The following is a 22,717-nucleotide window of genomic DNA, read 5'->3' as shown; positions in this document are numbered from 1 at the left end:
TTCCCCATGAAGAAACTCTTTGCACTGATCCTGCTGATCGCCTCGGCCAGCCTGCAGGGTTGCATGACTTACTCCCATCACTCGCTGCAGACGGTCGACCAATGGCCGCTCGCCTCGCCCGAACAGGAGAAACCGAGCGTCTACCTCAAGGTCTTCGGCGAATACCAGGTCAATGACAACCCGCGCGTCAGTACGGCCGACGTCGCCAAGCTGGAACAAGTGATCTCGCAGACGCTCTCCGAAAGCGGTCGCTTTTCGCGCGTGACCACCGCCCAGGAGGAGTCCGACCTGTACCTGACCGTCACTCTGCACAACCACGAGACGGGCAACATGGGGCTGGCCGTACTGACCGGGGCGACCTTCTTCCTGATTCCCGGCGCCTTCGACAACACGCTGACGATGAGCATGGCCGTACGCGACGGCAATGGAGAGAAACTCGGCACCGCCCAGCAGCAGGAGTCGCTGACGACCTGGATGCACCTGTTCCTGATCTTTGCCGTGCCCTTCCAGGACCGCAGCGACAACCTGCTCCGGCAGTTGACGCAGAGCACCCTGCAACAGGCCGTCGACAAGGACCTGTTGTAATCGCCCTAGCGCAGCCAAGCGTGAAGCCGACCGTTTGCTTGTCGGGTCGATTGCGCTAGGCTCTGCCGCTCAATTCATAGGAGGTATCCCATGGCCCGCGCCACTGCCCGCCACATCCTGGTTGCCAGCGAAGACAAGTGCAACGAACTGAAAACCGCCATCGAAGGTGGCGCCGACTTTGCCCAACTGGCCAGAGACAACTCCAGCTGCCCGTCCGGCCGCAATGGCGGCGACCTGGGCTCGTTCGGCCCGGGCCAGATGGTCAAGGAATTCGACACCGTGGTATTCAGCGCGCCGGTCGGCGTGGTGCAGGGCCCGGTGAAGACCCAGTTCGGCTACCACCTGCTGGAAGTCACCAGCCGCCAGGACTGACCTGCCGCCAGCGAAGGGCCGTCGACACGGCCCTTCGCGCCCTTCTCCGCGCTGTCCCCGGTGACAGCGGCGCGCATCCGGTTCAGCATCTCGCCATCCCCTCACGCGAGCTGCGCCCGATGAATACCCCGCACCCTCTGCAACAACTCGCCCAGCACCTGCTCGGCAAAGCCCTGCACGAGCTCGAGCCGGAAGAAACCCACGTCCTGGAAACCATTCGCCAGCGCCGCCCGATCAGCCGCGACGTGGCCGATGCCTCGGATGCCGAATCGACCTTCGGCGAACGCCTGTCGGACCGGGTCGCCTCGGTGGGCGGGTCCTGGACCTTCATCATCTGCTTCTCGCTGACCATGCTCGGCTGGATGCTGCTCAACAGCGATGTGCTGGCGCACTTCGGCCTGGCGTTCGATCCGTACCCCTACATCTTTCTCAACCTGATGCTGTCGACCCTGGCCGCGATCCAGGCGCCGATCATCATGATGAGCCAGAACCGCCAGGCGGCGAAGGACCGCGTGGCCGCGCGCCTGGATTTCGAGGTGAACCTGCGGGCCGAGCTGGAGATCATGCGTCTGCACGAGAAGATCGACCAGCGCATCCAGCAACGCCTGGATCAGATCCTCGAGCGCCTGCCAGAGAAGCGCCCGGAGGCCTGATCCACGGCAGCGCGCCGGTTCAGACGGCGCCGGGTGCGCGCTGGCGCCAGCTGTCCAGCAGGCGCCCGCCCCAGACGTTGATCAGCAGCCCGGCCATGACCAGCAACGCGCCGACCATCTGCAGGCTGCCCAGGCGCTCGCCCAGCAGCAGCGCCGAGGAGCTGATCCCCACCACCGGCACCAGCAGCGAGAACGGTGCCACCTGGCTGGCCGGGTAGCGCGACAGCAGGCGACTCCACAGGCCATAGCCGAGGATGGTGGCGCCAAAGGCCAGGTAGGCCAGCACCAGGATCGAGTCGAGGCTGATGCTCTGCAGCGAATGCAGGATCAACTCGGGGCCTTCCAGCCAGAACGACAGGGCCAGGAACGGCAGCGGCGGTATCAGGCTGCCCCATACCACCAGGCCGACCAGGTTGACCTTGCCCAGCCTGCGCGTGACGACGTTGCCCAGCGCCCACATCGACGCTGCCGCGATGGTCAGGGCGAAGCCGGCCAGGGTCATCGCCTGGCCGCCCTGCAGGCCGATCAGTGCCAGGCCGCTGGCCGCCACCAGCAAACCGAACAGGTTGCTGCCACGCAGGCGCTCACCGAGAAACAGTGCGGCGAAGAACAGGGTGAAGAAGGCCTGCGACTGCAGCACCAGCGACGCCAGGCCCGCCGGCATGCCGACGTACATGGCGTAGAACAGAAAGGCGAACTGGCCCAGCGAGATGGTCATGCCGTAGGCCAGCATCCAGCGCAGGGGCACCTGCGGGCGCCGCACGAAGAGGATCGCCGGAAAGGCGGCGAGCATGAAGCGCAGCGCCCCCATCAGCATCGGCGGCATGCCGTGCAGGCCGACCTTGATGACCACGAAATTCAGACCCCAGACGACGATCACCAGCAACGCCAGTAGCAGATCCTTGGGCGACATGGAGACAGTCCTCGAATGAAGGGAGCGGCCATTAGAGCAGCGCAGGCGACAGGCCGGCAGACACAGAACGCAGCGAAAAACACCACACAGTGCGTGGCGCGCCGTCCTCGACCTCGCGCCGGCCACGCAGCCAGCCGCTCGCCAGCCTGCTAACCTGCGCCCTCGTCTCCTGCCCGTGGCCCGCCATGACCCTGCACGATTTCCTGCTGTTCGCCCTGCCGGCGATCTTCCTCACCGGGCTGTCCAAGGGCGGTTTCGGCGGTGCCCTGGGCGGTCTCGCCGTGCCGCTGCTGGCCCTGGCGACGTCGCCGAAGCAGGCCGTCGCCGTCATGCTGCCGATCCTCTGCCTGGCGGACGTGGTCGGCCTCAAGGCCTATTGGCGCAAGTGGGACACGGCCAACCTCAGGGTCATGCTGCCCGGCGCGGCGCTGGGCATCGCCATCGGTTCGCTGACCTTCGGCTTCTTCGACGAACGCGCCATCGGCCTGCTGATCGGGGTGATCGCCATCCTGTTCGTCGGCCTCGGCCTGATCGCCAGCCACCCGGCCCCACGACCGCTGCACAAGGGTCGCGGCACGCTGCTGTCGACGCTGGCCGGCTTCACCAGTTTCGTCGCCCATGCCGGCGGCCCGCCGGTGATGATGCACCTGATGCCGCAGCAGCTGGACAAGGTGCGTTTCGTCGCCACCGTGAACCTGTTCTTCCTGCTGACCAACGCGGCGAAGCTGTTCCCCTACGCCGCGCTGGGCCAGTTCAGCCGGGACAACCTGCTGCTGAGCCTGATGCTCGCGCCCATCGTGCCGCTGGGGGTCTGGAGCGGCCTGTGGCTGCAATCGCGGATCAACCACCTGTGGTTCTACCGCATCGCCCGGCTGGGCATCCTGCTGGCGGGCGTGCAGCTGATCTGGCGTTACCTCTAGTCGGGCTCGGCCACTCGCCACAGCACGGGCCATTCGCCGGGATTGCGCCCGGCGCAGCGTCCCAGATAGCTGAACGAGGCCAGCTGAAAGCGCGCGCCATCGAAGCGCCAACTGCCGGCCTCGCCGCAGTCGGCAATGCCGCGACCCTTGTACAGGTAGGCCAGCTCGCCGCTGTCGCTGTCGTAGCTGACCCACCCGGACAGCCCGTCATGCCCCAGTGGCAGCGGGTCGAGCTGCAGATCGCGCTGCGCATGCGGCGCCTGACGGTCGACGCGGTACACCGCGAAATCGCAGTTGTAGGCCGCGCACCAGGTCTGGATCAGCACCAGGGCTTCGCGCTCGTTGAGCGCGTAAGCCTCGGCCTCGGGCTCGCCGCCCATGTCCTCTTCGGCCCACTGGTCACGGGTTTGCGCCATCACCGCAGCGGCGATGACCTGGCTTTCGTGCTCGCTCAGCGGCGTGACGCCGGGATGGGCGCGCAGCTCAGGTGCCGGCGGCGCAGCTGGCACCTCGCTGTCCGGGCGCGAACCCGGGCGGTACAGGGCACCCTGGGTATCCACCCGCCCCTGCACGGCATCCATCAGCAGCAGGACGGCGGAAAGGCCGCTGAGCGAGACCACCGCCTCGTACTCGCGCTCCCCGTCCATGCGCAACTGACTGGCGTTGCGCAGCTCGGCCAGCACGGCCTGGGCATCGGCGCCCTCGGCCAGCAACGCGGCCCCGTCGTCCTCTTCCGTCAGGCGCAGGCGCCCGGCACTCGCCAGGGGCCGGCCATCGAGTTGCAGCGGCGCGTAACCGCCCGCTTCGGCATAGTGCAAGGACAGCTGCAACGGTGCCCGGGGCCCCGCAGCGCGCTGCAGGTTCAGGCTCAGGGGCCGGTAGTCGAAGCCGTCGGCAGCGCTGATGGCCTCGCAGCCGCGCAGGTTGTCGCAGGCGACCACCCAATCCTTGATCTCACGGTACAGCGGCACCTGTTCGGGCGCGGCCTGCGCCGTGGCGGCGACCCACAAGGCCATGAACGGACTCCAACGCGGCATGAGCAACTCCTTCTGACGATTGCGCGGGGCCGCCATGTTCTGCCGCCATGCCGGCCCAGGCAAGCGTCACGGCGCCGCAACGCGAACGCCGGCACGACAGCCAGGCGAAATTGCAGGTGCCCTGAGGCGCGCAAGGCACTAGAATCCGCAGCCTATCCGATCGTCAGGCCGCGCTTACGTGCCGACGCCTTTTCACCTATCGGCCAGGAGACCCCAGATGGGCGCCCAGTGGAAAGCCAAACCCAAAGAAGCCGCCGCCAATGCCCGAGGCAAGATCTTCGGCAAGCTGGTGAAGGAAATCATGATCGCTGCGCGCAACGGCGCCGACCCGGACATGAACCCCAAGCTGCGCCTTGCCATCCACCAGGCCAAGAAGGCCTCGATGCCCAAGGACACCCTGGACCGCGCCATCAAGAAAGGCGCCGGCCTGTCCGGTGAGGTGGTCAACTACGAGCGCACCCTCTACGAAGGCTTCGCGCCGCACCAGGTGCCGCTGATCGTCGAGTGCCTGACCGACAACGTCAACCGCACCGTCGCCGAGATCCGCGTGCTGTTCCGCAAGGGCCAGCTCGGCGCTTCCGGTTCGGTGAGCTGGGATTTCGAGCATGTCGGCCTGATCGAGGCCAGCAGCGACGACGGCGCGGACCCGGAGCTGGCCGCCATCGAAGCCGGTGCCCAGGACTTCGTGCCCGATGACGAGGGCGCGACCCTGTTCATCACCGACCCGACCGACCTCGACGCGGTGTGCAAGGCGCTGCCGGAGCAAGGTTTCACCGTCAACTCGGCCAAGCTCGGCTACCGTCCGAAGAACCCGGTCACCAGCCTGACGCCGGAGCAGATGGAAGAAGTCGAAGCCTTCCTCGAGGCCATCGACGGTCACGACGACGTGCAGAACGTCTACGTCGGCCTCGCCGGCTGATGCCTGGCGGGCGTCCCCGGACGCCCGCTGCCTGACTCATGACCACCACCCTGCACATCGCCGCCGCCTGCCTGTTCGACGAACGCGGCCACCTGCTGCTGGTACGCAAGCGCAACACGCGCTTCTTCATGCTGCCCGGCGGCAAGCGCGAAGCCGGTGAGGACGCGCTGGCGGCACTCGGCCGCGAGCTGTTCGAGGAGCTGGAACTGCGCCTGGACGCCGATGCGCTGCACGCGCTTGGCCAATTCCAGGCGGCGGCTGCCAACGAAGCCGACACCTGGCTGCAGGCGGACATCTACCGCGCCAGCCTGCCCCACCCCGTGCAACCGGCTGCCGAGTTGGAAGAACTGCGCTGGCTGGCCCTCGATGCGCCCCTGCCCGACGACCTCGCGCCGCTGCTGCGCGAACAGGTGCTGCCGGCCCTGCAACGCCTGCCTGGCAACCCGCACACCCGGTAAGGCCACCCTCGACGCCCGGCAGTTTCTTGATCCATGGCAACGCGGGCATCAGTCCCGGCGGTTAGGCTGCGCCGATAAACAGAACCATTCGCCTTGCCTGCAAACCCCACAGGAAACGAGGTTTGCCATGAGTATCACGTCCACCCAGATCTGCCAGGCCGCCGACCAGTTGCAGGGTTTCGTCGGCTACAACGCCAAGACCGGGCAGTACCTGCTGCGTTTCTCCGAAGACAGCTTCGGCCTCGATGTTCCCGCCGAGACCATCACCCCCACCTGCGAATACGTCTGGCACGAAGCCGAGGGCGAGCTGATGCGCCTGGATCGCCAGCGCCTGGCCTGGCTGCAGGAGCAGCGCATCGATGACCGGGTCAATCTCAGCGAGCCGCTGCGGGTCTATCTGCGCCGCAGCGACCTGCCGGAAATCCATGCCGAACGCCGGCGCCTGGCCTCGGCCTGAATCGTCGCGCCTGGCGGTCTAGCCGAGCAGACGCATCGACAGCGCGCCAAGGACCACGCCGAGCACCAGGATCAGCGTGCCGCCCAGCCACAGCCGAACGCTACCGGGCGCAGCAGGCGTGGCCTCGGCAACGGCCTTTGCCTGGGCGGCGGCGCGCAGGGGATTGGCCGCTGCGGGTGCCGCGCCCGTCTGGCGACGCGCGGCCTGCGTGGCCGTGCCAGCACCCTTGCCCGCCAGTGCCTTGGGCAGGTCGGCGACGCGCATGAACTGGGTGGCGTCCTCGTCGGGCTCCTCGCTGACGTCGACCTTGGGGCCGATCACCAGCAACGTCACCGAGCCCATCTTCAGCTGGTCCCCCGGTTGCAGCATGGCGGTCCTGACCTTCTGCTGGTTGACCAGCACACCGTTGGCCGAGGCCAGGTCCTTGATCTCCAGCACGTCGTCCTTGAGGAAGAACTCGCAGTGCCGGCGTGACAGTTCCAGGTCGCTGAAGCACAACTCGCACTTGCTCGAACGGCCGAAGGTCATCGAGCCGTGGATGTGGAACTTGCGCCCCTGGTGCTCGCCCTGGATGACCTGGAGAAACCAGCGCGGCGCCGGAGCATCCGTCCTGACGTTCGCCTTGGCGGGGTCGACCAGCTGCAGCTCCACGCTGCCCAGGCGCAGGCGATCGCCGTCACGCAGCTGAAAACGGCTGCCGATGCGCTGCTCGTTGACCCAGGTGGCGCCCTGGCTGGCATCGCTCAGGTAGTAGTAGCCCTGGTGCTGGCGAATCTCGGCATGAAAGCTGGTGATGCCCGCATCGCCCAGCACCAGCTGGTTGCGGCTGTCCTGGCCGATGGTCAGGCGCTCGTCGCTCAACCAGACCGGCGCTTGGCGGTTATCCAGGAACTGCAGTCTGAGCATCGTCAATGCCTCGGTTCAGTCGAAAAGGTTGTTCAGCAGGCGCTTGATCGGGTTCTGCGAGGAACGCTGCGCCGGTCGTGCAGCCGGTTGCGTGGCCTGGCGCACACGCTCCTGATGGCCGTCGTACAGCGCCAGCAGCCGCTCGTTGTCGGGTTCTGCCTCGAGCCCCTGCTTGATCTGCTCCAGCGCCAGGTTGTACTCGCGCCGCGCATAGGCCGCCTCGGTCTGATCGATGAAGCGCTGCGCCACGCGGTTGATCCCGGCCAGTGCCAGCAGGTTGTCCGGCTCCCAGCCCAGTACCTGGCGGAAGTAGTGCACCGCGCTGTCGTCCTCGGGCAGGATCAGCAGGCCCTCGGCCAGGCGCTCCTCGGCCAGTTGCAGATAGCCCTGGATGCGCGCCTGCAGCACGCGCTGCAAGCCATCGCTGGCCTGGGCGTTGTCGGCATCCAGCAGCAGCGCCTGGCGGAAGTAGTAATCGGCGTTGTCCTGCGCCGGGGTCAGCAGCTGCCCGCCGGCCAGACGCGCCTCGCCCAGCACGAGCAAGCCGGCGATGCGCTGCTGCAGCTGCCAGTAGTAGCCACCAGCGCCCGCCCCCGCCAGCAGCAGCACGCCCAGTAGCGCCCAGGGCAACCAGCGCCGGCGGGCCTGGCGTGGCGGCGCCTTGACTGCCGGCGTCATGCGCGTCAGCTCCTGTTCAGCATCCTGCAGCTCATCCAGGCTGGCCAGCAGCACGTGGCAGTCGGCGAAGCGCTCATCCGGCGCCTTGGCCAGCATGCGCTCGAGCAGCCACTGCAGCTCGCGCAGCGGCTCGGGCAGTTGCGGCGGTTCCAGCTGCAGCTGGTTCATCAGTGTCTGGGTGTAGTTCTCGCCACGGAAGGGGTTATGCCCGGTGAGCATCTCCAGCAGGATCACGCCCAGGCTGTAGATGTCGCTGCGCGCATCCAGCGCCTGGCACTGCGCCTGCTCCGGGCTGCTGTAGGCCGGGCTGCCGACGGCGATCCCCGACTGGGTCAGGTCGCTGTCGAGTTGCAGCGCCTTGGCCACGCCGAAATCGGTGAGCACCGCCGTGCCGTCGTCGCGGAACAGGATGTTGCCGGGCTTGATGTCGCGGTGCACCAGCCCCTTGTCGTGCACCACGACCAGGGCGCTGGCGATCTGCCGGACGATGCGCAAGGCCCGCGCGGGCTCCAGGCGCTGCCCCTTGTACTGGGCCAGGTCGCCACCGGCCAGGTACTCCATGGCGAGGAAGTGGCGGCCATCGGCCAGCTGGTCGATGCGGTAGATGGTGATGATCGACGGATGCTGCAAGGAGGCGACGATGTGGCCTTCCTTGATGAAACGCTGGGTGAATTCCTCATCCTCGCGATGCAGCAGGACCTTCAGCGCCACCTGGCGCTGCAGGGCCTCTTCGGTGGCCAGGTAGACCTCCGCCATGCCTCCCTTGCCCAGGCGACCATGAATGCTGTAACCGGGTACGTTGATCGAAGGCTGGTTCATACGGCTCGACTGGCACTCAGGATTGACGGAATTTGAACAGTTTGCTCAGCAGGCTGCGCGCCGGCGCCTCGCAGGGCAAGGCAGGCGCAGCGAGGCCGAGGACGATGCAGCTGATATTGTCTCTACCGCCATGGCCATTTGCCAGCCCCAGCAACTGTTCGACCATCGCTTCCAGGGTGGCCGACTCGGCGCAGCAGTGCTGGATGGCCGGGTCATCCAGCTCGCAGGTCAGGCCATCGCTGCACAGCAGCAACAGTTCATCGGCCGCCAGGTGACCATGCAGCAGGCCGACGTCGAGCACCGGCTCCCCCTGGCCGAGGCACTGCAGGATCAGGTTGCGCCGTGGATGCTCGCGCGCCTCCTCGACGCTCAGCTGGCCGGCGTCGATCATCACCTGCACCCAGCTATGATCGTGGCTGAGCTGCTCGATGCGGTCAGCGGCGATGCGATAGGCGCGGCTGTCGCCGATCCAGGCCAGCTCGAAGGCATCGCCCTGCATGCGCACCGCCACCAGGGTGCTGCCCATGTCCGCCGCGCCATCGCTGGACGCGGCGGCGGCCAGTACGGCCTGGTGGGCAGCCTGCACCGCCGCCTCCAGTGTCTGCCCCTGCTCCAAGGCGGCGATCAGCCCATCGAGCGCCCTGGCACTGGCCACCTCGCCACTGGCGTGCCCGCCCATGCCGTCGGCAACGGCCCAGAGGCCGAGTTCAGGCCGACAGGCCAGCGCATCTTCGTTGTGCGTACGCACCCGTCCGGCCGAACTCTGTGCGGCGAACACGATGGTGGGGGGCGACGGTCGGGACACGCGGGAATCCTTGAGCGATGGACGAGCGCGCTCATGATGCGGTGCTGCCGGTGAGCTGTCACGGACCGACAGGGCGCAAATGCGCAGTCGTTAACCAAAATCCGCGGTTAAATGGCAGGCCTTGTCCTCACCCGTGCCGGTCGATGTCCACCCTCCACTACCGTTGCCTGCCCTCCGAGCTGCAGCCGCTGCTCAACAAGTTCTATCGCAGCCATCGCTCGCCCATGCGCGGCCAGGCAGGCGATGAGGTGTGGGTCGCCCAGAGCAGCGGGGACATCGTCGCGGCCCTCAGCCTGCGCCCGGTCAGCGCCGGACAGTGGCTGACCGGCCTGTTCGTCGCGCCCGCGCTGCGGCGCCAGGGCGTGGCCGGCGAACTGCTGCGCGCCTGTCTGGCGCAGCATCCCGAAGCCATCTGGCTGTTCTGCCATCCGCAGCTACGCTGCTTCTATCAGCGCCAGGGATTCGTCGACTGCGACCCGCTGCCGGCCGAACTAGCCGAACGGCTGGCCCGCTATCGACGCAACAAGCCGTTAGTATCGCTGCGCGCTCACTGAGCCTCCTTTCGCCGAGGGCAGGAATACTGGCACTTTGCTCAGGAATGCCCCTTGCCATGAGCGGTCGAAGCTCTGCATGCTTGGTCCACAACAATGAAAAGAAACGCTATGGCTACCCAGACCGCTCGCCTGCTGAAGCGCCTGCGCAATGATTTTCAGCTTTCGATCATCACCCTGATGGGGCTGTTCGGCATCATCGGCATCTCCCCGTATGCCGTCTATCGCCTGCTGCACGGCAACTACCTGGTCGGCATCGCGGACACGGTCATCGTCCTGTCCACCCTCTTCGCCGTGCTCTACGCCTGGGCCACGCGGGACACGGTCAAGCCCGGCATCTACCTGGCGGGCGTGTTCTCCCTCGGCGCCACGCTGATCGCCATCAACCTGGGGGTCAACGGCCTGTTCTGGATCTACCCGCTGATTCTCTTCAACTTCTTCATGGTCACGCCCGGCAAGGCGCTGCTGGCGACCAGCGTGGTGCTGGTCAGCCTGGTCACTTACGCATTGCTGGTGCCTGGCAGCGTGTTCGAGAGTCACTACCAGATGATCTCGTTCCTGGTCACCTGCATGATGGCCAGCGTGCTCAGCTTCATCTTCGCCTTCCGCACCCGCAATCAGCGCGACCGCCTGCAGCTGCTGGCCATCCACGACCCGCTGACCGGCGCGCGCAACCGGCGCGCCATGAACGAAGAGCTGAAGATCGCCATGGCCAGCCATCGCCGCCACAGCGACAGCTACGGCCTGCTGGTGATGGACCTGGACCACTTCAAGCAGATCAACGACCGCTTCGGCCATCACGTGGGCGATCAGGTACTGGTGGCCTTCGTCGAGCTGATCAAGCGCTGCTCGCGCAAGGAGGACCGCCTGTTCCGCTTCGGTGGCGAGGAATTCCTCCTGCTGCTGCCCAACACCGGCCTCGAAGGCCTGCATACGGCCGCGCAGAACCTGCTGCGCAGCGTGCAGCAGGAGCTGGAAAGCCCCGGCGGTGGCGTGACGGTGTCCATCGGCGGGGCCATCCTGCACAGCGGCGAGCATTGGGAAAGCTGGCTACAGCGCGCCGACGAATGCCTGTACCGGGCCAAGAGCGAGGGGCGCAATCGCGCAGTGATCGCCGACGCGCCGGGCCACCCCGACAAGCTCGCCGCCAACCGCTGATGCGTCAGCGGCTGCGCTGCTGCTGATAGCTGCCACTGCCTGGCTGACGCTCGATGATCAGCCCGCCGGGGTACTCGGTGCTCTGCCGAATGCCGCCGCGCGTCTCGCTGGACTGGCTGCCGTAGCGGCTCTCCTGCCTCACGCTGCCCTGCGGCAGGCGCTGCCCGCCATAGAGATTGTGCTGCTCGTAGCGCACCGAGCCGGAAACGCTGCCGCTGGCGCCCGGGCTGATGTAGCTCTTGGGGATGACGCGAATGGTCTGCGGCTCGTCGGCCAGCACAACGCCGGCGCAGGCCGCAGCCAGGATAAGGACGAGCGAACGAGCGAACATGAGCAACTCCCATCAGGGCAGGCCCGGCGCCAGGCCGGCAACCCGCAAGCCATCGTCACAGCTGCTTGGACAGCAACGCCAGGGATTTTGCAGCGCCACAACGAAAAAGGGTTGGCCGAAGCCAACCCTTTGCTGGAAATGGTGCCGGAGATAGGAATCGAACCTACGACCTTCGCGTTACGAGTGCGCTGCTCTACCGACTGAGCTACACCGGCTACAAGACGCCGGCATTATGCGAGTTGCCGCGCCCGCGCTCAAGTCGCCACGCGCTCAATTGTCGAGCAATTCGATACGGTCGTCGTGGATGCGGATCAGACCCTGTTTGTAGAGCCCGCCGATGGCCTTCTTGAAGTTGCCCTTGCTGACGCGAAACTGCTCGGCGATCAGCTCGGGCGGGCTCTTGTCGCCCAGCGCCAGCACACCGCCCTGCTCGCGCAGGCGCGCGACGATCTGCTCGGCGAGGCCACTGGCGGCCTCACGGCCGATCGGTTGCAGGCTCAGGCTGATCTTGCCGTCGGCGCGCAGTTCCTTGATGTAGCCCTTCTCGCGCATGCCGCTGCGGATGAACTTGAACAGTTCGTTCTTGTGGATCAGGCCCCAGTGCTTGCCGTCGATGATGGCCTTGAAGCCCAGGTCGGTGCGCTCGACCACCAGCAGGTCGACCTCCTGGCCCACCTGATAGTCGGCGGGTACCTGGTCCAGATGGCGGTCCAGCCGCGCAGTCGCGGTGAGACGGCGGGTGCGCTTGTCCAGATAGAGGTAGATCACGCAGTAGTCGCCGATCTGCAGCGGGCGCTTCTCTTCCGAGTGCGGCAGCAGCAGGTCCTTGGGCAGGCCCCAGTCGAAGAACAGGCCGACCCGGTTGATGTCCACCACCTTGAGGCTGGCGAACTGGCCGAGCTGGATCTTCGGCTTCAGGGTGGTGGCGATCAGCTTGTCTTCGCTGTCGAGGTAGATGAACACGTTGAGCCAGTCCTCGACTTCGCTCGGCGTGTCCTTGGGGATGTAGCGCTTGGGCAGGAGGATTTCGCCATCCGCACCACCGTCCAGGTACAGCCCGAAGTCGGTGTGCTTGACCACCTGTAGAGAATTCATCCGCCCGATTACGGCCATCGTGTTCCACCTCGCTAAAACAGCCGGCCATTCTACCCGAGTTCGCGGTTCTCCGGGCCTGCCGTGCAGTCATTCGACAGCCGGTCACCGCGAGGCCTAAGTCGCTGGAAAACAAGCCATTAAAGGCGGTGAACAGGGGCCTGCCAGGGCCTTGCACAGGTGACTGATTGGCGATTAACCCAGCAGAATGGGGCTGATTGAGGCATAATGGCCGGCCGCCCATCGAAAAGAGATCAAGGTCATGGCCACCCTTCGCGTCAAGTCGTCCGCCAGCAAAGTCAGCAAGCCGGCTCCAGCAGTGGAAACCCGCGAGTCCATCGAGGCGCAGATTGCCGCCTTCCTGCAGGGCGGTGGCGAGATCCAGCAGATCGCCAAGGGTGTAAGCGGTCAGACCTACGGCGGCACTCGCCAGATCACCATCAGCAAGAAGTGATCATTCGCGGGTGCGCCTCGCGCACCCGACACCCCTCCCCCGCCTTATTCGCTCGCCAGCCCCAGGCGCAGCAAGCGCCCCTGCGGCGCATCCGTCAGCACGTAGAGATAGCCGTCCGGCCCTTGCCGCACGTCGCGTATCCGTGCGTTGAGTGACTCCAGCAAGCGCTCCTCGCGCACGACCCTGGTGCCATCGAGATGCAGGCGAATCAGTGCCTGGCCGGACAGCGCGCCAATGAACAGGCTGTGCTGCCAGGCCGCGAAGCGCTCGCCCGAATAGAACGCCATGCCGCTGATGGCCGGCGACTTCTCCCAGACATGCAGGGGTGGTTCGGTGCCTTCCAGGGTTTTGCCCCTGGCTTCGGGAATCGGCAGCATCGAGTAGTTGATGCCATGCGTCGCCAGTGGCCAGCCATAGTTCTTGCCGGCCTCGGGGATGTTGATCTCGTCGCCGCCGCGCGGGCCGTGCTCGTGGGTCCACACGCGGCCGCTCCAGGGGTTGAGCGCCGCCCCCTGCTGGTTGCGGTGGCCATAGGACCAGATCTCGCCGCGGGCGCCGGCACGCTTGACGAAGGGGTTGTCCTCGGGGATGCGTCCGTCCGGGTAGATGCGCACCAGCTTGCCCTGCAGCTTGTCCAGCGCCTGCGCGGTGGGACGGTCGTTGTTGTCGCCCAGGGCGATGAACAGGTGGCCCTGCTGGTCGAACACCAGGCGCGAGCCGAAGTGCGTGCCAGTGGACAGCTTGGGCTGCTGGCGGAAGATCACCGTGAAGTTCTCCAGCGCGCGGCTGTCGGCGGACAGCCGTCCGCGCCCGACCGCGGTGCCCGCCGCACCGTCACCGGCTTCGGCGTAGGACAGGTAGACGAGGCGATCCTCGACGAAGTCGGGTGACAGCACCACATCGAGCAGCCCGCCCTGGCCCACGGCGAACACGCCGGGCACCCCACGCAGCGGCGGCGACAACTCCCCCGTGGCGCTGACTCGCCGCAGCATCCCCGGCCGCTCGCTGACCAGGAACCCCTGGCCATCCGGCAGCACGGCGACGGCCCAGGGATTGCGCAGGCCCTCGGCAATGGTAACGACGTCCACGGGCCCCAGTTCGGAGGGCAGCTGGCGCTCCTCGGCAAGGCCGGGCTGGCTGCCGAACAGGGCGAGCAAGGCGAAGGTAGCGAGCGACTTGAGCGGCATCCTGGCGTCTCCATGCAGGTGGCGAGCGAGGCGTCATAGTGCAACAGCCCCTGTCCGCCGGCAGCCGCGCAACAGTTTCCTCAGATTTCAGTCCGCCAGGTAGCGCTGCTCGATGCGCTGGTATTCGCCGGACTCGCGCAGTTTGCGCAGGCCCTCGTCGAAGCGCTGGCGCTGTCGATCCAGGCGGAAGCCGACCCGGTACGGCGTGGGTGGGAATATCTCGAACCAGGACAACGCCTGCGTCACGTCGACCTGGTCCGCCACCTCGCGATTGAAGTAGCGGAGGATGCGCTTGTCGCCCACCACCACGTCCACACGGCCGCTGTAGAGCAGGCGGTTGCGGTTGATCTGCAGGGCCTCCTCGCGGTAGCGCGGGTTGTTCAGGGCCATGCGCTCGAACTCGGGACCCAGCAGCAGCCGCGCACGCTGGAAGGCGCTGACCGAGTAGTTGCCGAGGTCGGCGATGTGCTCGATGCGATAGCCGCGCCTGGCCAGGGCCACCGCCACGTTGTGGTAATAGATGTAGGTCTGCGAGTAATAGGCCTTCACGCCACTGCGCTGGTGGGTGGTGGCGATCGCGTCGATCTCGCCACGGCGCAGCATCAGGTGCAGGCGTTCCATCGGCGCATAGTAGACGGTGACCTCGAAGCCGGCGTTCTGCGCCGCGCGCTCGATCAACTCGTACTCCAGCCCACGCCGCTCGCCCTCGTAGATGTAAGGCGGCTTGTGCGTGCCGAAGCCAACGTGCAGCACGTCTGCCGGCGCCGTCAGGCTCAGGCATGCCAGTGCCGCTGCTACCCACCATCTGAACATCACGGTCCCCGTTGTCGGTCCAGCTGAGCATAGACGGCTCGCGGGAGTCATCACCAGAGTGGATGCAGGTCGATTCACTCCGTTGTGCACTATCGCGACTAGACTGGCTCCACGCATTTCTGCGCCTGCCTTCTGGAGACCCTGACCATGCTCAAAGCCGAATACCAACAGCGCGGCCCGGTGCCGCAAGACGTCATCAGCGCGGTTGCCCTGCAACTGCCGGAGCCTGCTGCCGGGCAGGTGCGCGTCAAGGTGCTGGCAGCGCCGATCAACCCCTCCGACGTGCTCACGCTGACCGGTGCCTACGGCATGCTGCCGCCGCTGCCTGCTGTCGGCGGCAACGAAGGGGTCGGCAAGGTCGAGGCGCTCGGTGCCGGCGTCAGCCAGTTCAAGGTTGGCCAGACCGTGCTCCTGCCGGTCGGCAGCGGCACCTGGGTCAGCGCCATGAATGCCCCGGCGGACAAGCTGATCCCTCTGCCGGACGCCGATCCGCTGCAGCTGGCCATGCTCACCGTCAACCCGCCGACCGCCTCGCTGCTGCTCAGCGAGTTCGTCGACCTCAAGCCGGGTGACTGGGTCATCCAGAACGCCGCCAACTCCGGCGTTGGCAGCTACCTGATCCAGCTGGCCAAGCTGCGCGGCTTCAAGACCATCAACGTGGTGCGCCGCGAGTCGGCGGTCGCCGGCGTGGAGGCCGAAGGCGCCGATCTGGTGCTGGTGGACGGGCCGGACCTGGCCAAGCGCGTGCGTGCGGCCACCGGTGGTGCCGAGGTGCGCCTGGGTATCGATGCAGTGGGCGGCGTCAGCACCGACAACCTGGCTGCCGTCCTGGCCAACGGTGGCGTGCTGGTGAACTACGGCATGATGAGCGGCCAGGCCTGCCAGGTGTCGCCGGCCTCGTTCGTGTTCCGTGACGTGACGTTGCGCGGCTTCTGGCTGGCCAAGTGGTTCCAGCAGGCCAGCCCGGCGCAGCAGATGAAGGTGTTCGGCGAACTGGTGCAACTGATCGCCAGCGGCAAGCTGAAGACCCGTGTCGCGGCGACCTACGACCTGGAACACATCAAGGATGCCGTGGCCGCAGCCGCCAGCGGCGAGCGGGACGGCAAGATCCTCCTGGTGCCCTGAGCATCCGGCGACAGCCCTGCATGGCGCATCCACGGATGCGCCAGTCTGCCGGGTGCGCTGCGCGCAGCGTCTGCCTCAGGCCGGCACCGCCCCGCCCAGGCCCTCGCGCATGCGCACGGCGTCCGTCTGGAAGCAGCGCGCAGCCTGCAGCAATGCCAGCAGCGTCAGCAGCAGCGCCACCGGGATCAGCAGCATCGCATCATGCAGGCCGACGGCCTTGAAGGCCTCGGTCATCTCGCTGGCGCCAGCGGCCTGCATCGCCGCCTGCGCGTAGTGATCCGACAGCCAGCCCACCGCCAGTGGCCCCAGCCCCCCGCCCAGCAGGTACAGGCCGGCGAAGAACAGCGCCATGGCCGTGGCACGCAGACGCGGCTCGATCACATCCTGGATCGCCGTGTAGACGCAGGTGTAGAAGTTGTAGGAGAACAGCCAGCCGAGGCTGAACACCGCGACGAACAGCGCCGTATCGATGCGTCCCGCAGTCAGCGCCCACGCGCTGCAGAGGCAAGCCACCAGCATGCTCAGCGCGGCGAACAGCAGACGGCCATTGGCCCAGCGCTGGTGCACCTTGTCCGCCACCCAGCCGCCCAGTGTCAGGCCGACCAGCCCGGTCAGCCCGACGATCACCCCGGTGGCCATCGCCGCCTGCTGCAGGCCCAGGCCGAAATAGCGCTGCAGCATCGGCACCATGAAGGCATTGCAGGCATAGGCGGCGAAATTGAACGCCAGCCCCGCCAGCACCAGCCACCAGAAGGTGCGGATCGCCAGCACCTTGCGCAGCGGTTGCTGCACCGCGGCGCTGCTGACCGGCATGCTTTCCGCCGCGCCCCGCGCCGGCTCGCGGATGAAGAACAGGAACAGCGCGAGAATCAGCCCCGGCAGCGCCGCGATGAGAAACGGCGCCCGCCAGCTGCCGAACGCCTGCACCATCGCGCCGATGCTGAAGAACGCCAGCAGCAGGCCCAGTGGCAGGCCGAGCATGAAGATGCCCATGGCCCGTGCGCGCTTGTGCGCGGGGAACAGATCGCCGATCAGCGAGTTGGCCGCCGGGGCGTAGCTGGCCTCGCCGATGCCGACGCCCATGCGAATCAGCAGGAAGCTCCAGAAGTTCCAGGCCATGCCGTTGAGCGCCGTCAGGCCGCTCCAGGCCGCCAGGCCCCAGCCCATGATCTTGCGCCGGGCGCCGGTGTCGGCCATGCGTCCGAGCGGGACGCCGGCCAGCGCGTAGACGATGGTGAACGCGGTACCGATCAGGCCGAGCTGCAGATCGCTGAGGCCCCACTCCAGGCGGATCGGCTCGATGATGATGGCGGGAATGGTGCGATCGAAGAAGTTGAACAGGTTGGCCAGGAAGAGCAGGAACAGAATGCGCCAGGCATTCGCGGCTTGCTGATTGGGCTGCACGGCAAGGTCTCCATGTTGTTGTCCGCGTGCGGCCTACTGCGGTGGCGCCTACCTTGGCAGCACCGACCGAACGCTGAGTGATGCGCAATCTAGAGGCTTTGCCTGGCTTTGTCTGCGACCATTCGCTTGATTTATGCAGATCGATGGGAGCGACGGCCAACCAGCGCCAATATCCGGCCGAACAACGCAAAGTGTTTTTTTCCGTGCTAGAACCAATGGGACTGGTCATTTCATGGCCAATGGCCAACATCCCACTGACTCGCCGGACTGTCGCTGATGAAAACTAAAAAAGACGCCGTAGCCCCCGCCAAGGAAGCCACCCTGGCCGATCTCGCCGACACCCTGCTGGCGCCATCCGCGCTGGCGGTGCAAAGCGACACTGGCGAGCAGTACCTGTACTTCACCGAACGCGACATCGAGCGCATCCTCGACAACCTCGATGGCCTGCGCAACATGGTGTTCCCCCTGGGCGAGCCACTGGACGACAGCGAGTCGAGTCGCATCCAGCAGTTCCCCTCGGTGTGCCTGATCGGCCTGGGGCGCTGCGGCTCGAACATCGCCCTGGACGTCGCCTCGCTGGTCTACAACGCCCGCCAGTTCTACCTGGAGGAGTTTCACAGCGAAGCCACGGCGGCCATCGAGCAGGCCTCCCGTCCCAGCCGCTGGATTCGCAGCAACCTGCTGCGTGCGCCGAGCAAGAGCAGCAAGCCGGTGTTCCTGATCGAGCCGCTGGTGATGCTCGGCGACCTGGACAAGGACATCGCCGGGCGCATCCGTTTCTCGCGCAAGGGCGAGATGAGCGGCTTTCTCGACGACTACAGCAAGATGAAGATCATGGACCTGTCCGAGGTGCATGCCGGTGGGGCCGGCAACGCGCCGATCCTCGGCCAGTACCTGGCCAAGATCATCCTCAACAAGGACACCCAGCGTTTCTCCAACGAAGACTGGAAGTTCATCCACAGCTACCTGATCGACTCCTGCGGCATCAAGGCCAACCAGTCGCGGCTGTACTTCTATATCTTCAGCGCCGGCGGCGGCACCGGCTCCGGCATGGCCTCGGAGTTCGGCCTGGCGCAGCAGTTCGCCTACATGAGCAAGACCTTCGACAGCAAGGCACCGGAGGACGCCGAGACGGAGCGCGATCGTGGCTTCGTCTTCGAGCCGATCTTCACCAGCGGCATCTGCATCCTGCCGAACATCTCCGACCAGCGCAGCGAGATGTCCGAGGCCCTGCACATCAACGCCGGGCGCCTGCTCTGCAAGTACCTGGCCGAGGAATGGGACTTCTCCTACAACTTCGACAACGAGCAGAACAGCGCCGAGAGCGTGATGCGCCGCATCCGTCCGTGGAACGCCATGATGCTGATCTCCAACGACATCATGCGCTACGCCGAGGAAAGCGGTGACGGCAGCATCCACAACATCGACGTGACCGCCATGGAGCGCCACGCCAACCAGTACATCTCGCAGCAGATCTTCAACATCCTCACCGCCCAGGCGGTGACCAGCGACTACGACCAGAACTACTTCCGCCGCGCCGGCATCGACATCGGCGAGACCATCCGCCTCGATGCCAACGACCTGTTCATGAGCCTGGCAGGCCCCGTGGCCGTGGCCTACGCCGAATCCGTGGTGCCCGAGCAGCACGCCCAGCTATCGGAGAAATTCCGCGTGCTGGACAAGGAGCAGCACCCGCCCCGGCTGAACATCGACGACCTGTTCTTCCGCTCCATCGACCTGCCGCATTTCAACAAGGTCACCCAGGCCATCGAGGGCATCAGCCTGCTGCCGATCGAATCCAAGCGCTACCGCCAGGCCCTCGAGCAGTACAAGGCCAGCGGCTACGACGCGGCGCAGCTGAGCGACCTGCACTTCTTCAAGAACTGCTCGTCGGTGGTGTCCATCGTCTCCCTGCCCAAGGACTACAAGCTGTCCTACATGGACCTGAACCGGCTCAAGACCCACCTCAACAACCTCTTCCCCAACACCACGCTCAAGCGCTATGCGCTGGTGATCGGCGCCTCGGCCAACCTCTCGCTGACCACCCTGATCGTCAAGAGCCCCTGCCTGTCGGACGATTTTCTGACCCTGATCGTCGCCTACATCAAGCGCTGCTTCGCCCGCGACCAGTACCGCTTCGACGACAGCCTGGACGACGCCATGCTCGACTTCATCGTCGCCGAGCGCTTCAACGAGGCGCAGCTCGACGCCATGCTCAACGAACACGAGGACCCGGCGAAGATCCTCGACACCAACTGGTACGCGATCAAGCCGATGTACGAGAAGAAGTACCGCGAGCTGATCCACGATGCCGAGAAGTTCGTCTCGATCAACGACATCCGCCTGTCGCGCGAGAGCGTCAAGCAGGCGATCAAGTACCTGCGCGAGATCTACCGCCATCGCATCGGCAAGACCCGGGTGATCTCGCTCAACGACTACGGCAAGTAGGCCGTAACGGCGAGCCTGTGCTTCACTGAACCGGGCACGCATACCGCAGGCAAGCGGGGATGGTAATGGAAGGACTCTCGATCAGGTTCCTCAGTGACCTGCCCGTTCAGGGGCAGCTCCTGCTGGACTGCAGCCATGACCCCTGGCTGGTGCTGCTGTCGTACGTCATCGCCACCATCGGCAGCCTCAGCACGCTGACCATCACCAAGCACCTGGAGCAGGTTCACAGGCGCAGCATGCGCCTGATCTGGGGCCTGGTCGGCGGGCTGTGCCTGGCGGGCGGCATCTGGTCCATGCACTTCATCGGCATGCTGGCGTTCCAGGCCCCGGTGGTCATTCACTACCACCTGGCCACCACCGCACTGTCGCTGCTGGTGGCGCTGGCCGCCGCCCTGCTCGCGCTCTACTGCATGAGCATGGCGCAGGCCGGCCTGGGCCGGCAGTTGCTGGCGGCCCTGATCATCGGCCTGGGCATCACTGCCATGCACTACAGCGGCATGGCCGCCATCCGCTCGCCGGCGCACGCCTATTACCATGGCGGCCTGTTCAGCCTGTCCATCCTCATCGCCATCAGCGCCAGCTTCGCGGCGCTGCTGATCGACCGCTACGTGCGCGTCGGCTCGCCCAGACAACAGCGCTGGATGCGCTGCTGTGCGGCCCTGGTGATGGGCGCGGCCATCGCCGCCATGCACTACACCGGCATGGCGGCGCTCAACCTCGTGGTACCGGATGGCACGCCCCTGCAGTTGCGCAGTGCCGACAACAGCCTGCAGCTGGGGCTGATCGTCGCCTCGATCACCCTGCTGATCCTGGGCCTGAGCCTGGCGGCCGCGTGGATCGGGCACAAGCTGGATGACAAGGACCGTGACCTGCAACGGGTGAACAGCCTGCTGGTGCAGCTCGACCAGGCCAAGGCTTCGCTGGAACAGGTGGCGCACTACGACCCCCTGACCGAGCTGCTCAACCGCCGAGGCTTCAACCGGGTCTTCGCCGCCGCCCTCGAGGAGCATGCGGTGACCAACCGCAGCCTGGCGGTGATGTTCCTCGACGTCGATCACTTCAAGCGCATCAACGACAGCCTCGGCCACGACGCCGGTGACGAGCTGCTGCGCATGGTCGCGCAGCGCATCCGCCTGGCGCTGCGCGAGCGTGACATCATCGCCCGCTTCGGCGGCGACGAGTTCTGCGTGGTCGCCAGCCTCGACAGCAATGCCGACCCGCGTGCCCTGGCCAATCGCATGCTGGAGCAGATGAAAGAGCCGATCAGCCTGGCCGGGCGCAAGATCGTGATGACCACCAGCGTCGGCATCAGCCTGTTCCCGCAGGACGGCAGCAATGCCGACGAGCTGCTCAAGCATGCCGACCTGGCGCTGTACCAGTCCAAGGGCAGCGGTCGCAACGTGGTGCACTTCTTCAACCCGCGCCTCAAGCAGAAGGCCTCCTTCGAGCTGCAACTGGAGGAAGACCTGCGCCTGGCCCTGCAGCAGGACAGCGGCCTGCTGCTCTACTACCAGCCGATCATCGACCTGCGCAGTGGCGCGCTGAGCAAACTGGAAGCGCTGGTGCGCTGGCACCACCCGCAGCACGGCCTGCTCACACCGGACCGCTTCATCGCCATCGCCGAAGCCAATGGCTTCATCGACCTGCTCGACCACTGGGTGCTGCGCAGCGCCTGCCTGGACCTCAACAACCTCGAGCACATGGGGTATTCCGGCCTGAAGATCGCGGTCAACTGCTCGGCACTCAACCTGGGCACCGACCAGTTGCCTGGCCGCATCGAACAGCTGCTGCGTTCGACTCACTGCCCGGCCCATTGCCTGGAACTGGAGGTCACCGAGAGCGCGCTGCTGAGCAACATCAACCGGGCCATCGGCCTGCTGGAAAGCATCCGGGCGCTGGGCTTGAGCCTGTCCATCGACGACTTCGGCACCGGCTATTCATCCCTTGCCTACCTGCGCCGCCTGCCGCTGGACACGCTGAAGATCGATCGCTCGTTCATCCAGGATGTGGTCAACTCCAGCCCGGACCGCGAGATAGTCCACGCCATCATCGCCATGGCCCATGCCCTGCACCTGAAGGTGGTCGCCGAAGGCGTGGAGACCGTCGAACAACTGGCCTTCCTGCAGGAACGCGGCTGCGATCAGGTGCAGGGCTACCTGTTCAGCAAACCGGTGCCGCTGGCCGAGATCATCTCGCTGTTCCCGCCGCACTATCGACCGCTGGAGCGGGTAGCGAGCGGCTCCTGAGCCCTCACGCCCAGGGCCAACGCTCGCCGCTGCAGCGCCTCCCACAAGCAGCCATGCAAACCCTGTAGGAGCGGCTTCAGCCGCGAAACGTACACCTCACGCCAGCGAACGTAGGGTGGATCACGCTTCACCGATCCACCGTTGCGGTGGACGTGAAAAGCGACGTCCACCCTACATTCCCGGATTTCATCTGGGCTACGGGGCGGGTCGTAGGAGCGGCTTCAGCCGCGATCCAGCCACCTCGCCCTCAAGCCCTGAACGCCGGCAACCAGCCCAGGCTGGCCTGCGTACCCGCTTCTCCCGGCTTGTACTCGGCGCCCAGCCAGCCGTCATAGCCGCTGTCACGCAGCGCGCTCAGCAACGGCGGGAAGGCCAGTTCCCCGGTC

At 66.2% G+C, this 22,717-nt stretch carries 23 protein-coding genes, 1 tRNA gene and 1 pseudogene; 13 read left to right on the top strand and 12 right to left on the bottom strand.

Features of this window, described 5'->3' with window-relative positions; genetic code table 11:
• Positions 1-6: 6 nt before the first annotated feature.
• The 3 genes from EWH21_RS18880 to EWH21_RS18870 all read left to right on the top strand — a co-directional run bounded on the left by EWH21_RS18880 (position 7) and on the right by EWH21_RS18870 (position 1,610).
• On the top strand, positions 7-585 hold the full coding sequence (locus tag EWH21_RS18880) for a hypothetical protein (protein WP_037056153.1): 579 nt from the start codon (positions 7-9) through the stop codon (positions 583-585).
• 90 nt (positions 586-675) lie between these two features.
• Positions 676-957 carry a peptidylprolyl isomerase gene (locus EWH21_RS18875; protein ID WP_037056152.1) on the top strand — a complete coding sequence of 94 codons (282 nt, stop codon included), beginning with the start codon at positions 676-678 and terminating at the stop codon, positions 955-957.
• A gap of 119 nt (positions 958-1,076) precedes the next feature.
• Positions 1,077-1,610: a DUF1003 domain-containing protein gene (locus tag EWH21_RS18870; RefSeq protein ID WP_037056149.1), complete on the top strand. Its 534-nt coding sequence runs from the start codon at positions 1,077-1,079 to the stop codon at positions 1,608-1,610.
• 19 nt (positions 1,611-1,629) lie between these two features.
• Here the strand turns inward: EWH21_RS18870 and EWH21_RS18865 are convergent, their stop codons facing one another.
• Positions 1,630-2,523, bottom strand: a complete 894-nt coding sequence (locus EWH21_RS18865) for an EamA family transporter (protein WP_150605972.1) — start codon at positions 2,521-2,523, stop codon at positions 1,630-1,632.
• Between the two features lie 185 nt (positions 2,524-2,708).
• On the opposite strand from EWH21_RS18865, the gene EWH21_RS18860 reads away from it, so the two are divergent.
• On the top strand, positions 2,709-3,443 hold the full coding sequence (locus EWH21_RS18860; protein ID WP_037056145.1) for a sulfite exporter TauE/SafE family protein: 735 nt from the start codon (positions 2,709-2,711) through the stop codon (positions 3,441-3,443).
• Here EWH21_RS18860 and EWH21_RS18855 read toward each other — a convergent pair.
• Positions 3,440-4,480 carry a DUF1176 domain-containing protein gene (locus EWH21_RS18855; protein WP_277699056.1) on the bottom strand — a complete coding sequence of 347 codons (1,041 nt, stop codon included), beginning with the start codon at positions 4,478-4,480 and terminating at the stop codon, positions 3,440-3,442. The genes EWH21_RS18860 and EWH21_RS18855 overlap by 4 nt on opposite strands.
• Before the next feature lie 217 nt (positions 4,481-4,697).
• On the opposite strand from EWH21_RS18855, the gene EWH21_RS18850 reads away from it, so the two are divergent.
• The 3 genes from EWH21_RS18850 to EWH21_RS18840 all read left to right on the top strand — a co-directional run bounded on the left by EWH21_RS18850 (position 4,698) and on the right by EWH21_RS18840 (position 6,314).
• On the top strand, positions 4,698-5,399 hold the full coding sequence (locus EWH21_RS18850) for a YebC/PmpR family DNA-binding transcriptional regulator (protein ID WP_175252833.1): 702 nt from the start codon (positions 4,698-4,700) through the stop codon (positions 5,397-5,399).
• Between the two features lie 38 nt (positions 5,400-5,437).
• The gene (locus tag EWH21_RS18845; RefSeq protein ID WP_037056140.1) at positions 5,438-5,857 is read left to right on the top strand and encodes an NUDIX domain-containing protein; all 420 of its coding nucleotides are present in this window, start codon (positions 5,438-5,440) and stop codon (positions 5,855-5,857) included.
• Between the two features lie 127 nt (positions 5,858-5,984).
• A complete protein-coding gene (locus EWH21_RS18840) occupies positions 5,985-6,314 on the top strand; it encodes a DUF2025 family protein (protein ID WP_152489303.1) in 330 nt (109 codons plus the stop codon).
• 18 nt (positions 6,315-6,332) lie between these two features.
• On the opposite strand, the gene EWH21_RS18835 is transcribed toward EWH21_RS18840, so the two are convergent.
• Genes EWH21_RS18835 through EWH21_RS18825 form a run of 3 tightly spaced genes read right to left on the bottom strand, consistent with a single transcriptional unit; the run spans position 6,333 to position 9,522 of the window.
• Positions 6,333-7,220: an FHA domain-containing protein gene (locus EWH21_RS18835; protein ID WP_277699055.1), complete on the bottom strand. Its 888-nt coding sequence runs from the start codon at positions 7,218-7,220 to the stop codon at positions 6,333-6,335.
• A 15-nt stretch (positions 7,221-7,235) separates the two neighbouring features.
• The gene (locus tag EWH21_RS18830; RefSeq protein ID WP_277699054.1) at positions 7,236-8,717 is read right to left on the bottom strand and encodes a serine/threonine-protein kinase; all 1,482 of its coding nucleotides are present in this window, start codon (positions 8,715-8,717) and stop codon (positions 7,236-7,238) included.
• Between the two features lie 16 nt (positions 8,718-8,733).
• Positions 8,734-9,522: a protein phosphatase 2C domain-containing protein gene (locus EWH21_RS18825; protein ID WP_277699053.1), complete on the bottom strand. Its 789-nt coding sequence runs from the start codon at positions 9,520-9,522 to the stop codon at positions 8,734-8,736.
• Positions 9,523-9,665: 143 nt separating this feature from the next.
• Here EWH21_RS18825 and EWH21_RS18820 point away from each other — a divergent pair, with 143 nt between their 5' ends.
• Entirely contained in the window at positions 9,666-10,076 is a 411-nt protein-coding gene (locus tag EWH21_RS18820; RefSeq protein WP_277699052.1) for a GNAT family N-acetyltransferase, read from the top strand.
• 108 nt (positions 10,077-10,184) lie between these two features.
• On the top strand, positions 10,185-11,231 hold the full coding sequence (locus tag EWH21_RS18815; RefSeq protein WP_037056129.1) for a GGDEF domain-containing protein: 1,047 nt from the start codon (positions 10,185-10,187) through the stop codon (positions 11,229-11,231).
• A gap of 4 nt (positions 11,232-11,235) precedes the next feature.
• Here the strand turns inward: EWH21_RS18815 and EWH21_RS18810 are convergent, their stop codons facing one another.
• From EWH21_RS18810 to EWH21_RS18800, 3 genes are all read right to left on the bottom strand, one after another.
• Complete coding sequence (locus EWH21_RS18810) at positions 11,236-11,562, bottom strand: hypothetical protein (RefSeq protein ID WP_134677146.1); 327 nt, start codon at positions 11,560-11,562, stop codon at positions 11,236-11,238.
• 139 nt (positions 11,563-11,701) lie between these two features.
• Positions 11,702-11,777 (bottom strand) — tRNA-Thr (locus EWH21_RS18805).
• A 55-nt stretch (positions 11,778-11,832) separates the two neighbouring features.
• The gene (locus EWH21_RS18800) at positions 11,833-12,675 is read right to left on the bottom strand and encodes a S1-like domain-containing RNA-binding protein (RefSeq protein ID WP_037056125.1); all 843 of its coding nucleotides are present in this window, start codon (positions 12,673-12,675) and stop codon (positions 11,833-11,835) included.
• A gap of 241 nt (positions 12,676-12,916) precedes the next feature.
• Between EWH21_RS18800 and EWH21_RS18795 the strand changes: the two genes are divergently transcribed.
• Positions 12,917-13,108, top strand: coding sequence for a hypothetical protein (locus EWH21_RS18795; RefSeq protein WP_013716575.1), 192 nt, complete (start codon positions 12,917-12,919; stop codon positions 13,106-13,108).
• 44 nt (positions 13,109-13,152) lie between these two features.
• Here the strand turns inward: EWH21_RS18795 and EWH21_RS18790 are convergent, their stop codons facing one another.
• Together EWH21_RS18790 and EWH21_RS18785 are read right to left on the bottom strand one after the other, a co-directional pair.
• On the bottom strand, positions 13,153-14,295 hold the full coding sequence (locus EWH21_RS18790; RefSeq protein ID WP_277699051.1) for a PQQ-dependent sugar dehydrogenase: 1,143 nt from the start codon (positions 14,293-14,295) through the stop codon (positions 13,153-13,155).
• 87 nt (positions 14,296-14,382) lie between these two features.
• Positions 14,383-15,108, bottom strand: coding sequence for a transporter substrate-binding domain-containing protein (locus tag EWH21_RS18785; RefSeq protein ID WP_152489335.1), 726 nt, complete (start codon positions 15,106-15,108; stop codon positions 14,383-14,385).
• 147 nt (positions 15,109-15,255) lie between these two features.
• Here EWH21_RS18785 and EWH21_RS18780 point away from each other — a divergent pair, with 147 nt between their 5' ends.
• Entirely contained in the window at positions 15,256-16,233 is a 978-nt protein-coding gene (locus tag EWH21_RS18780) for a zinc-dependent alcohol dehydrogenase family protein (protein WP_047586196.1), read from the top strand.
• 75 nt (positions 16,234-16,308) lie between these two features.
• Here EWH21_RS18780 and EWH21_RS18775 read toward each other — a convergent pair whose 3' ends face one another.
• Complete coding sequence (locus EWH21_RS18775; protein WP_277699050.1) at positions 16,309-17,637, bottom strand: MFS transporter; 1,329 nt, start codon at positions 17,635-17,637, stop codon at positions 16,309-16,311.
• A 276-nt stretch (positions 17,638-17,913) separates the two neighbouring features.
• On the opposite strand from EWH21_RS18775, the gene EWH21_RS18770 reads away from it, so the two are divergent.
• Both EWH21_RS18770 and EWH21_RS18765 read left to right on the top strand, forming a co-directional pair.
• Positions 17,914-20,085 carry a hypothetical protein gene (locus EWH21_RS18770; protein WP_134677130.1) on the top strand — a complete coding sequence of 724 codons (2,172 nt, stop codon included), beginning with the start codon at positions 17,914-17,916 and terminating at the stop codon, positions 20,083-20,085.
• A 65-nt stretch (positions 20,086-20,150) separates the two neighbouring features.
• Complete coding sequence (locus EWH21_RS18765) at positions 20,151-22,331, top strand: EAL domain-containing protein (protein WP_277699049.1); 2,181 nt, start codon at positions 20,151-20,153, stop codon at positions 22,329-22,331.
• Between the two features lie 247 nt (positions 22,332-22,578).
• On the opposite strand, the pseudogene EWH21_RS18760 reads toward EWH21_RS18765, so the two are convergent.
• A pseudogene (locus EWH21_RS18760) lies at positions 22,579-22,717 on the bottom strand (hydroxypyruvate isomerase); the annotation flags it as partial.

This window comes from Pseudomonas sp. REST10 (assembly GCF_029542605.1).
Classification (GTDB): Bacteria; Pseudomonadota; Gammaproteobacteria; order Pseudomonadales; family Pseudomonadaceae; genus Aquipseudomonas; species Aquipseudomonas khazarica.
This window is presented reverse-complemented; position numbering and strand designations above follow the sequence as displayed.

Bases quoted from the DNA above. Each gene is read 5' to 3' on its own strand.
- EWH21_RS18800 (WP_037056125.1), bottom strand. From the start codon at position 12,675: ATGGCCGTAATCGGGCGGATGAATTCTCTACAGGTGGTCAAGCACACC.
- EWH21_RS18875 (WP_037056152.1), top strand. From the start codon at position 676: ATGGCCCGCGCCACTGCCCGCCACATCCTGGTTGCCAGCGAAGACAAG.
- EWH21_RS18835 (WP_277699055.1), bottom strand. From the start codon at position 7,220: ATGCTCAGACTGCAGTTCCTGGATAACCGCCAAGCGCCGGTCTGGTTG.
- EWH21_RS18820 (WP_277699052.1), top strand. From the start codon at position 9,666: ATGTCCACCCTCCACTACCGTTGCCTGCCCTCCGAGCTGCAGCCGCTG.
- EWH21_RS18810 (WP_134677146.1), bottom strand. From the start codon at position 11,562: ATGTTCGCTCGTTCGCTCGTCCTTATCCTGGCTGCGGCCTGCGCCGGC.
- EWH21_RS18860 (WP_037056145.1), top strand. From the start codon at position 2,709: ATGACCCTGCACGATTTCCTGCTGTTCGCCCTGCCGGCGATCTTCCTC.
- EWH21_RS18790 (WP_277699051.1), bottom strand. From the start codon at position 14,295: ATGCCGCTCAAGTCGCTCGCTACCTTCGCCTTGCTCGCCCTGTTCGGC.
- EWH21_RS18785 (WP_152489335.1), bottom strand. From the start codon at position 15,108: ATGTTCAGATGGTGGGTAGCAGCGGCACTGGCATGCCTGAGCCTGACG.
- EWH21_RS18780 (WP_047586196.1), top strand. From the start codon at position 15,256: ATGCTCAAAGCCGAATACCAACAGCGCGGCCCGGTGCCGCAAGACGTC.
- EWH21_RS18765 (WP_277699049.1), top strand. From the start codon at position 20,151: ATGGAAGGACTCTCGATCAGGTTCCTCAGTGACCTGCCCGTTCAGGGG.
- EWH21_RS18865 (WP_150605972.1), bottom strand. From the start codon at position 2,523: ATGTCGCCCAAGGATCTGCTACTGGCGTTGCTGGTGATCGTCGTCTGG.
- EWH21_RS18870 (WP_037056149.1), top strand. From the start codon at position 1,077: ATGAATACCCCGCACCCTCTGCAACAACTCGCCCAGCACCTGCTCGGC.
- EWH21_RS18880 (WP_037056153.1), top strand. From the start codon at position 7: ATGAAGAAACTCTTTGCACTGATCCTGCTGATCGCCTCGGCCAGCCTG.
- EWH21_RS18850 (WP_175252833.1), top strand. From the start codon at position 4,698: ATGGGCGCCCAGTGGAAAGCCAAACCCAAAGAAGCCGCCGCCAATGCC.
- EWH21_RS18840 (WP_152489303.1), top strand. From the start codon at position 5,985: ATGAGTATCACGTCCACCCAGATCTGCCAGGCCGCCGACCAGTTGCAG.
- EWH21_RS18815 (WP_037056129.1), top strand. From the start codon at position 10,185: ATGGCTACCCAGACCGCTCGCCTGCTGAAGCGCCTGCGCAATGATTTT.
- EWH21_RS18855 (WP_277699056.1), bottom strand. From the start codon at position 4,480: ATGCCGCGTTGGAGTCCGTTCATGGCCTTGTGGGTCGCCGCCACGGCG.
- EWH21_RS18770 (WP_134677130.1), top strand. From the start codon at position 17,914: ATGAAAACTAAAAAAGACGCCGTAGCCCCCGCCAAGGAAGCCACCCTG.
- EWH21_RS18845 (WP_037056140.1), top strand. From the start codon at position 5,438: ATGACCACCACCCTGCACATCGCCGCCGCCTGCCTGTTCGACGAACGC.
- EWH21_RS18795 (WP_013716575.1), top strand. From the start codon at position 12,917: ATGGCCACCCTTCGCGTCAAGTCGTCCGCCAGCAAAGTCAGCAAGCCG.
- EWH21_RS18830 (WP_277699054.1), bottom strand. From the start codon at position 8,717: ATGAACCAGCCTTCGATCAACGTACCCGGTTACAGCATTCATGGTCGC.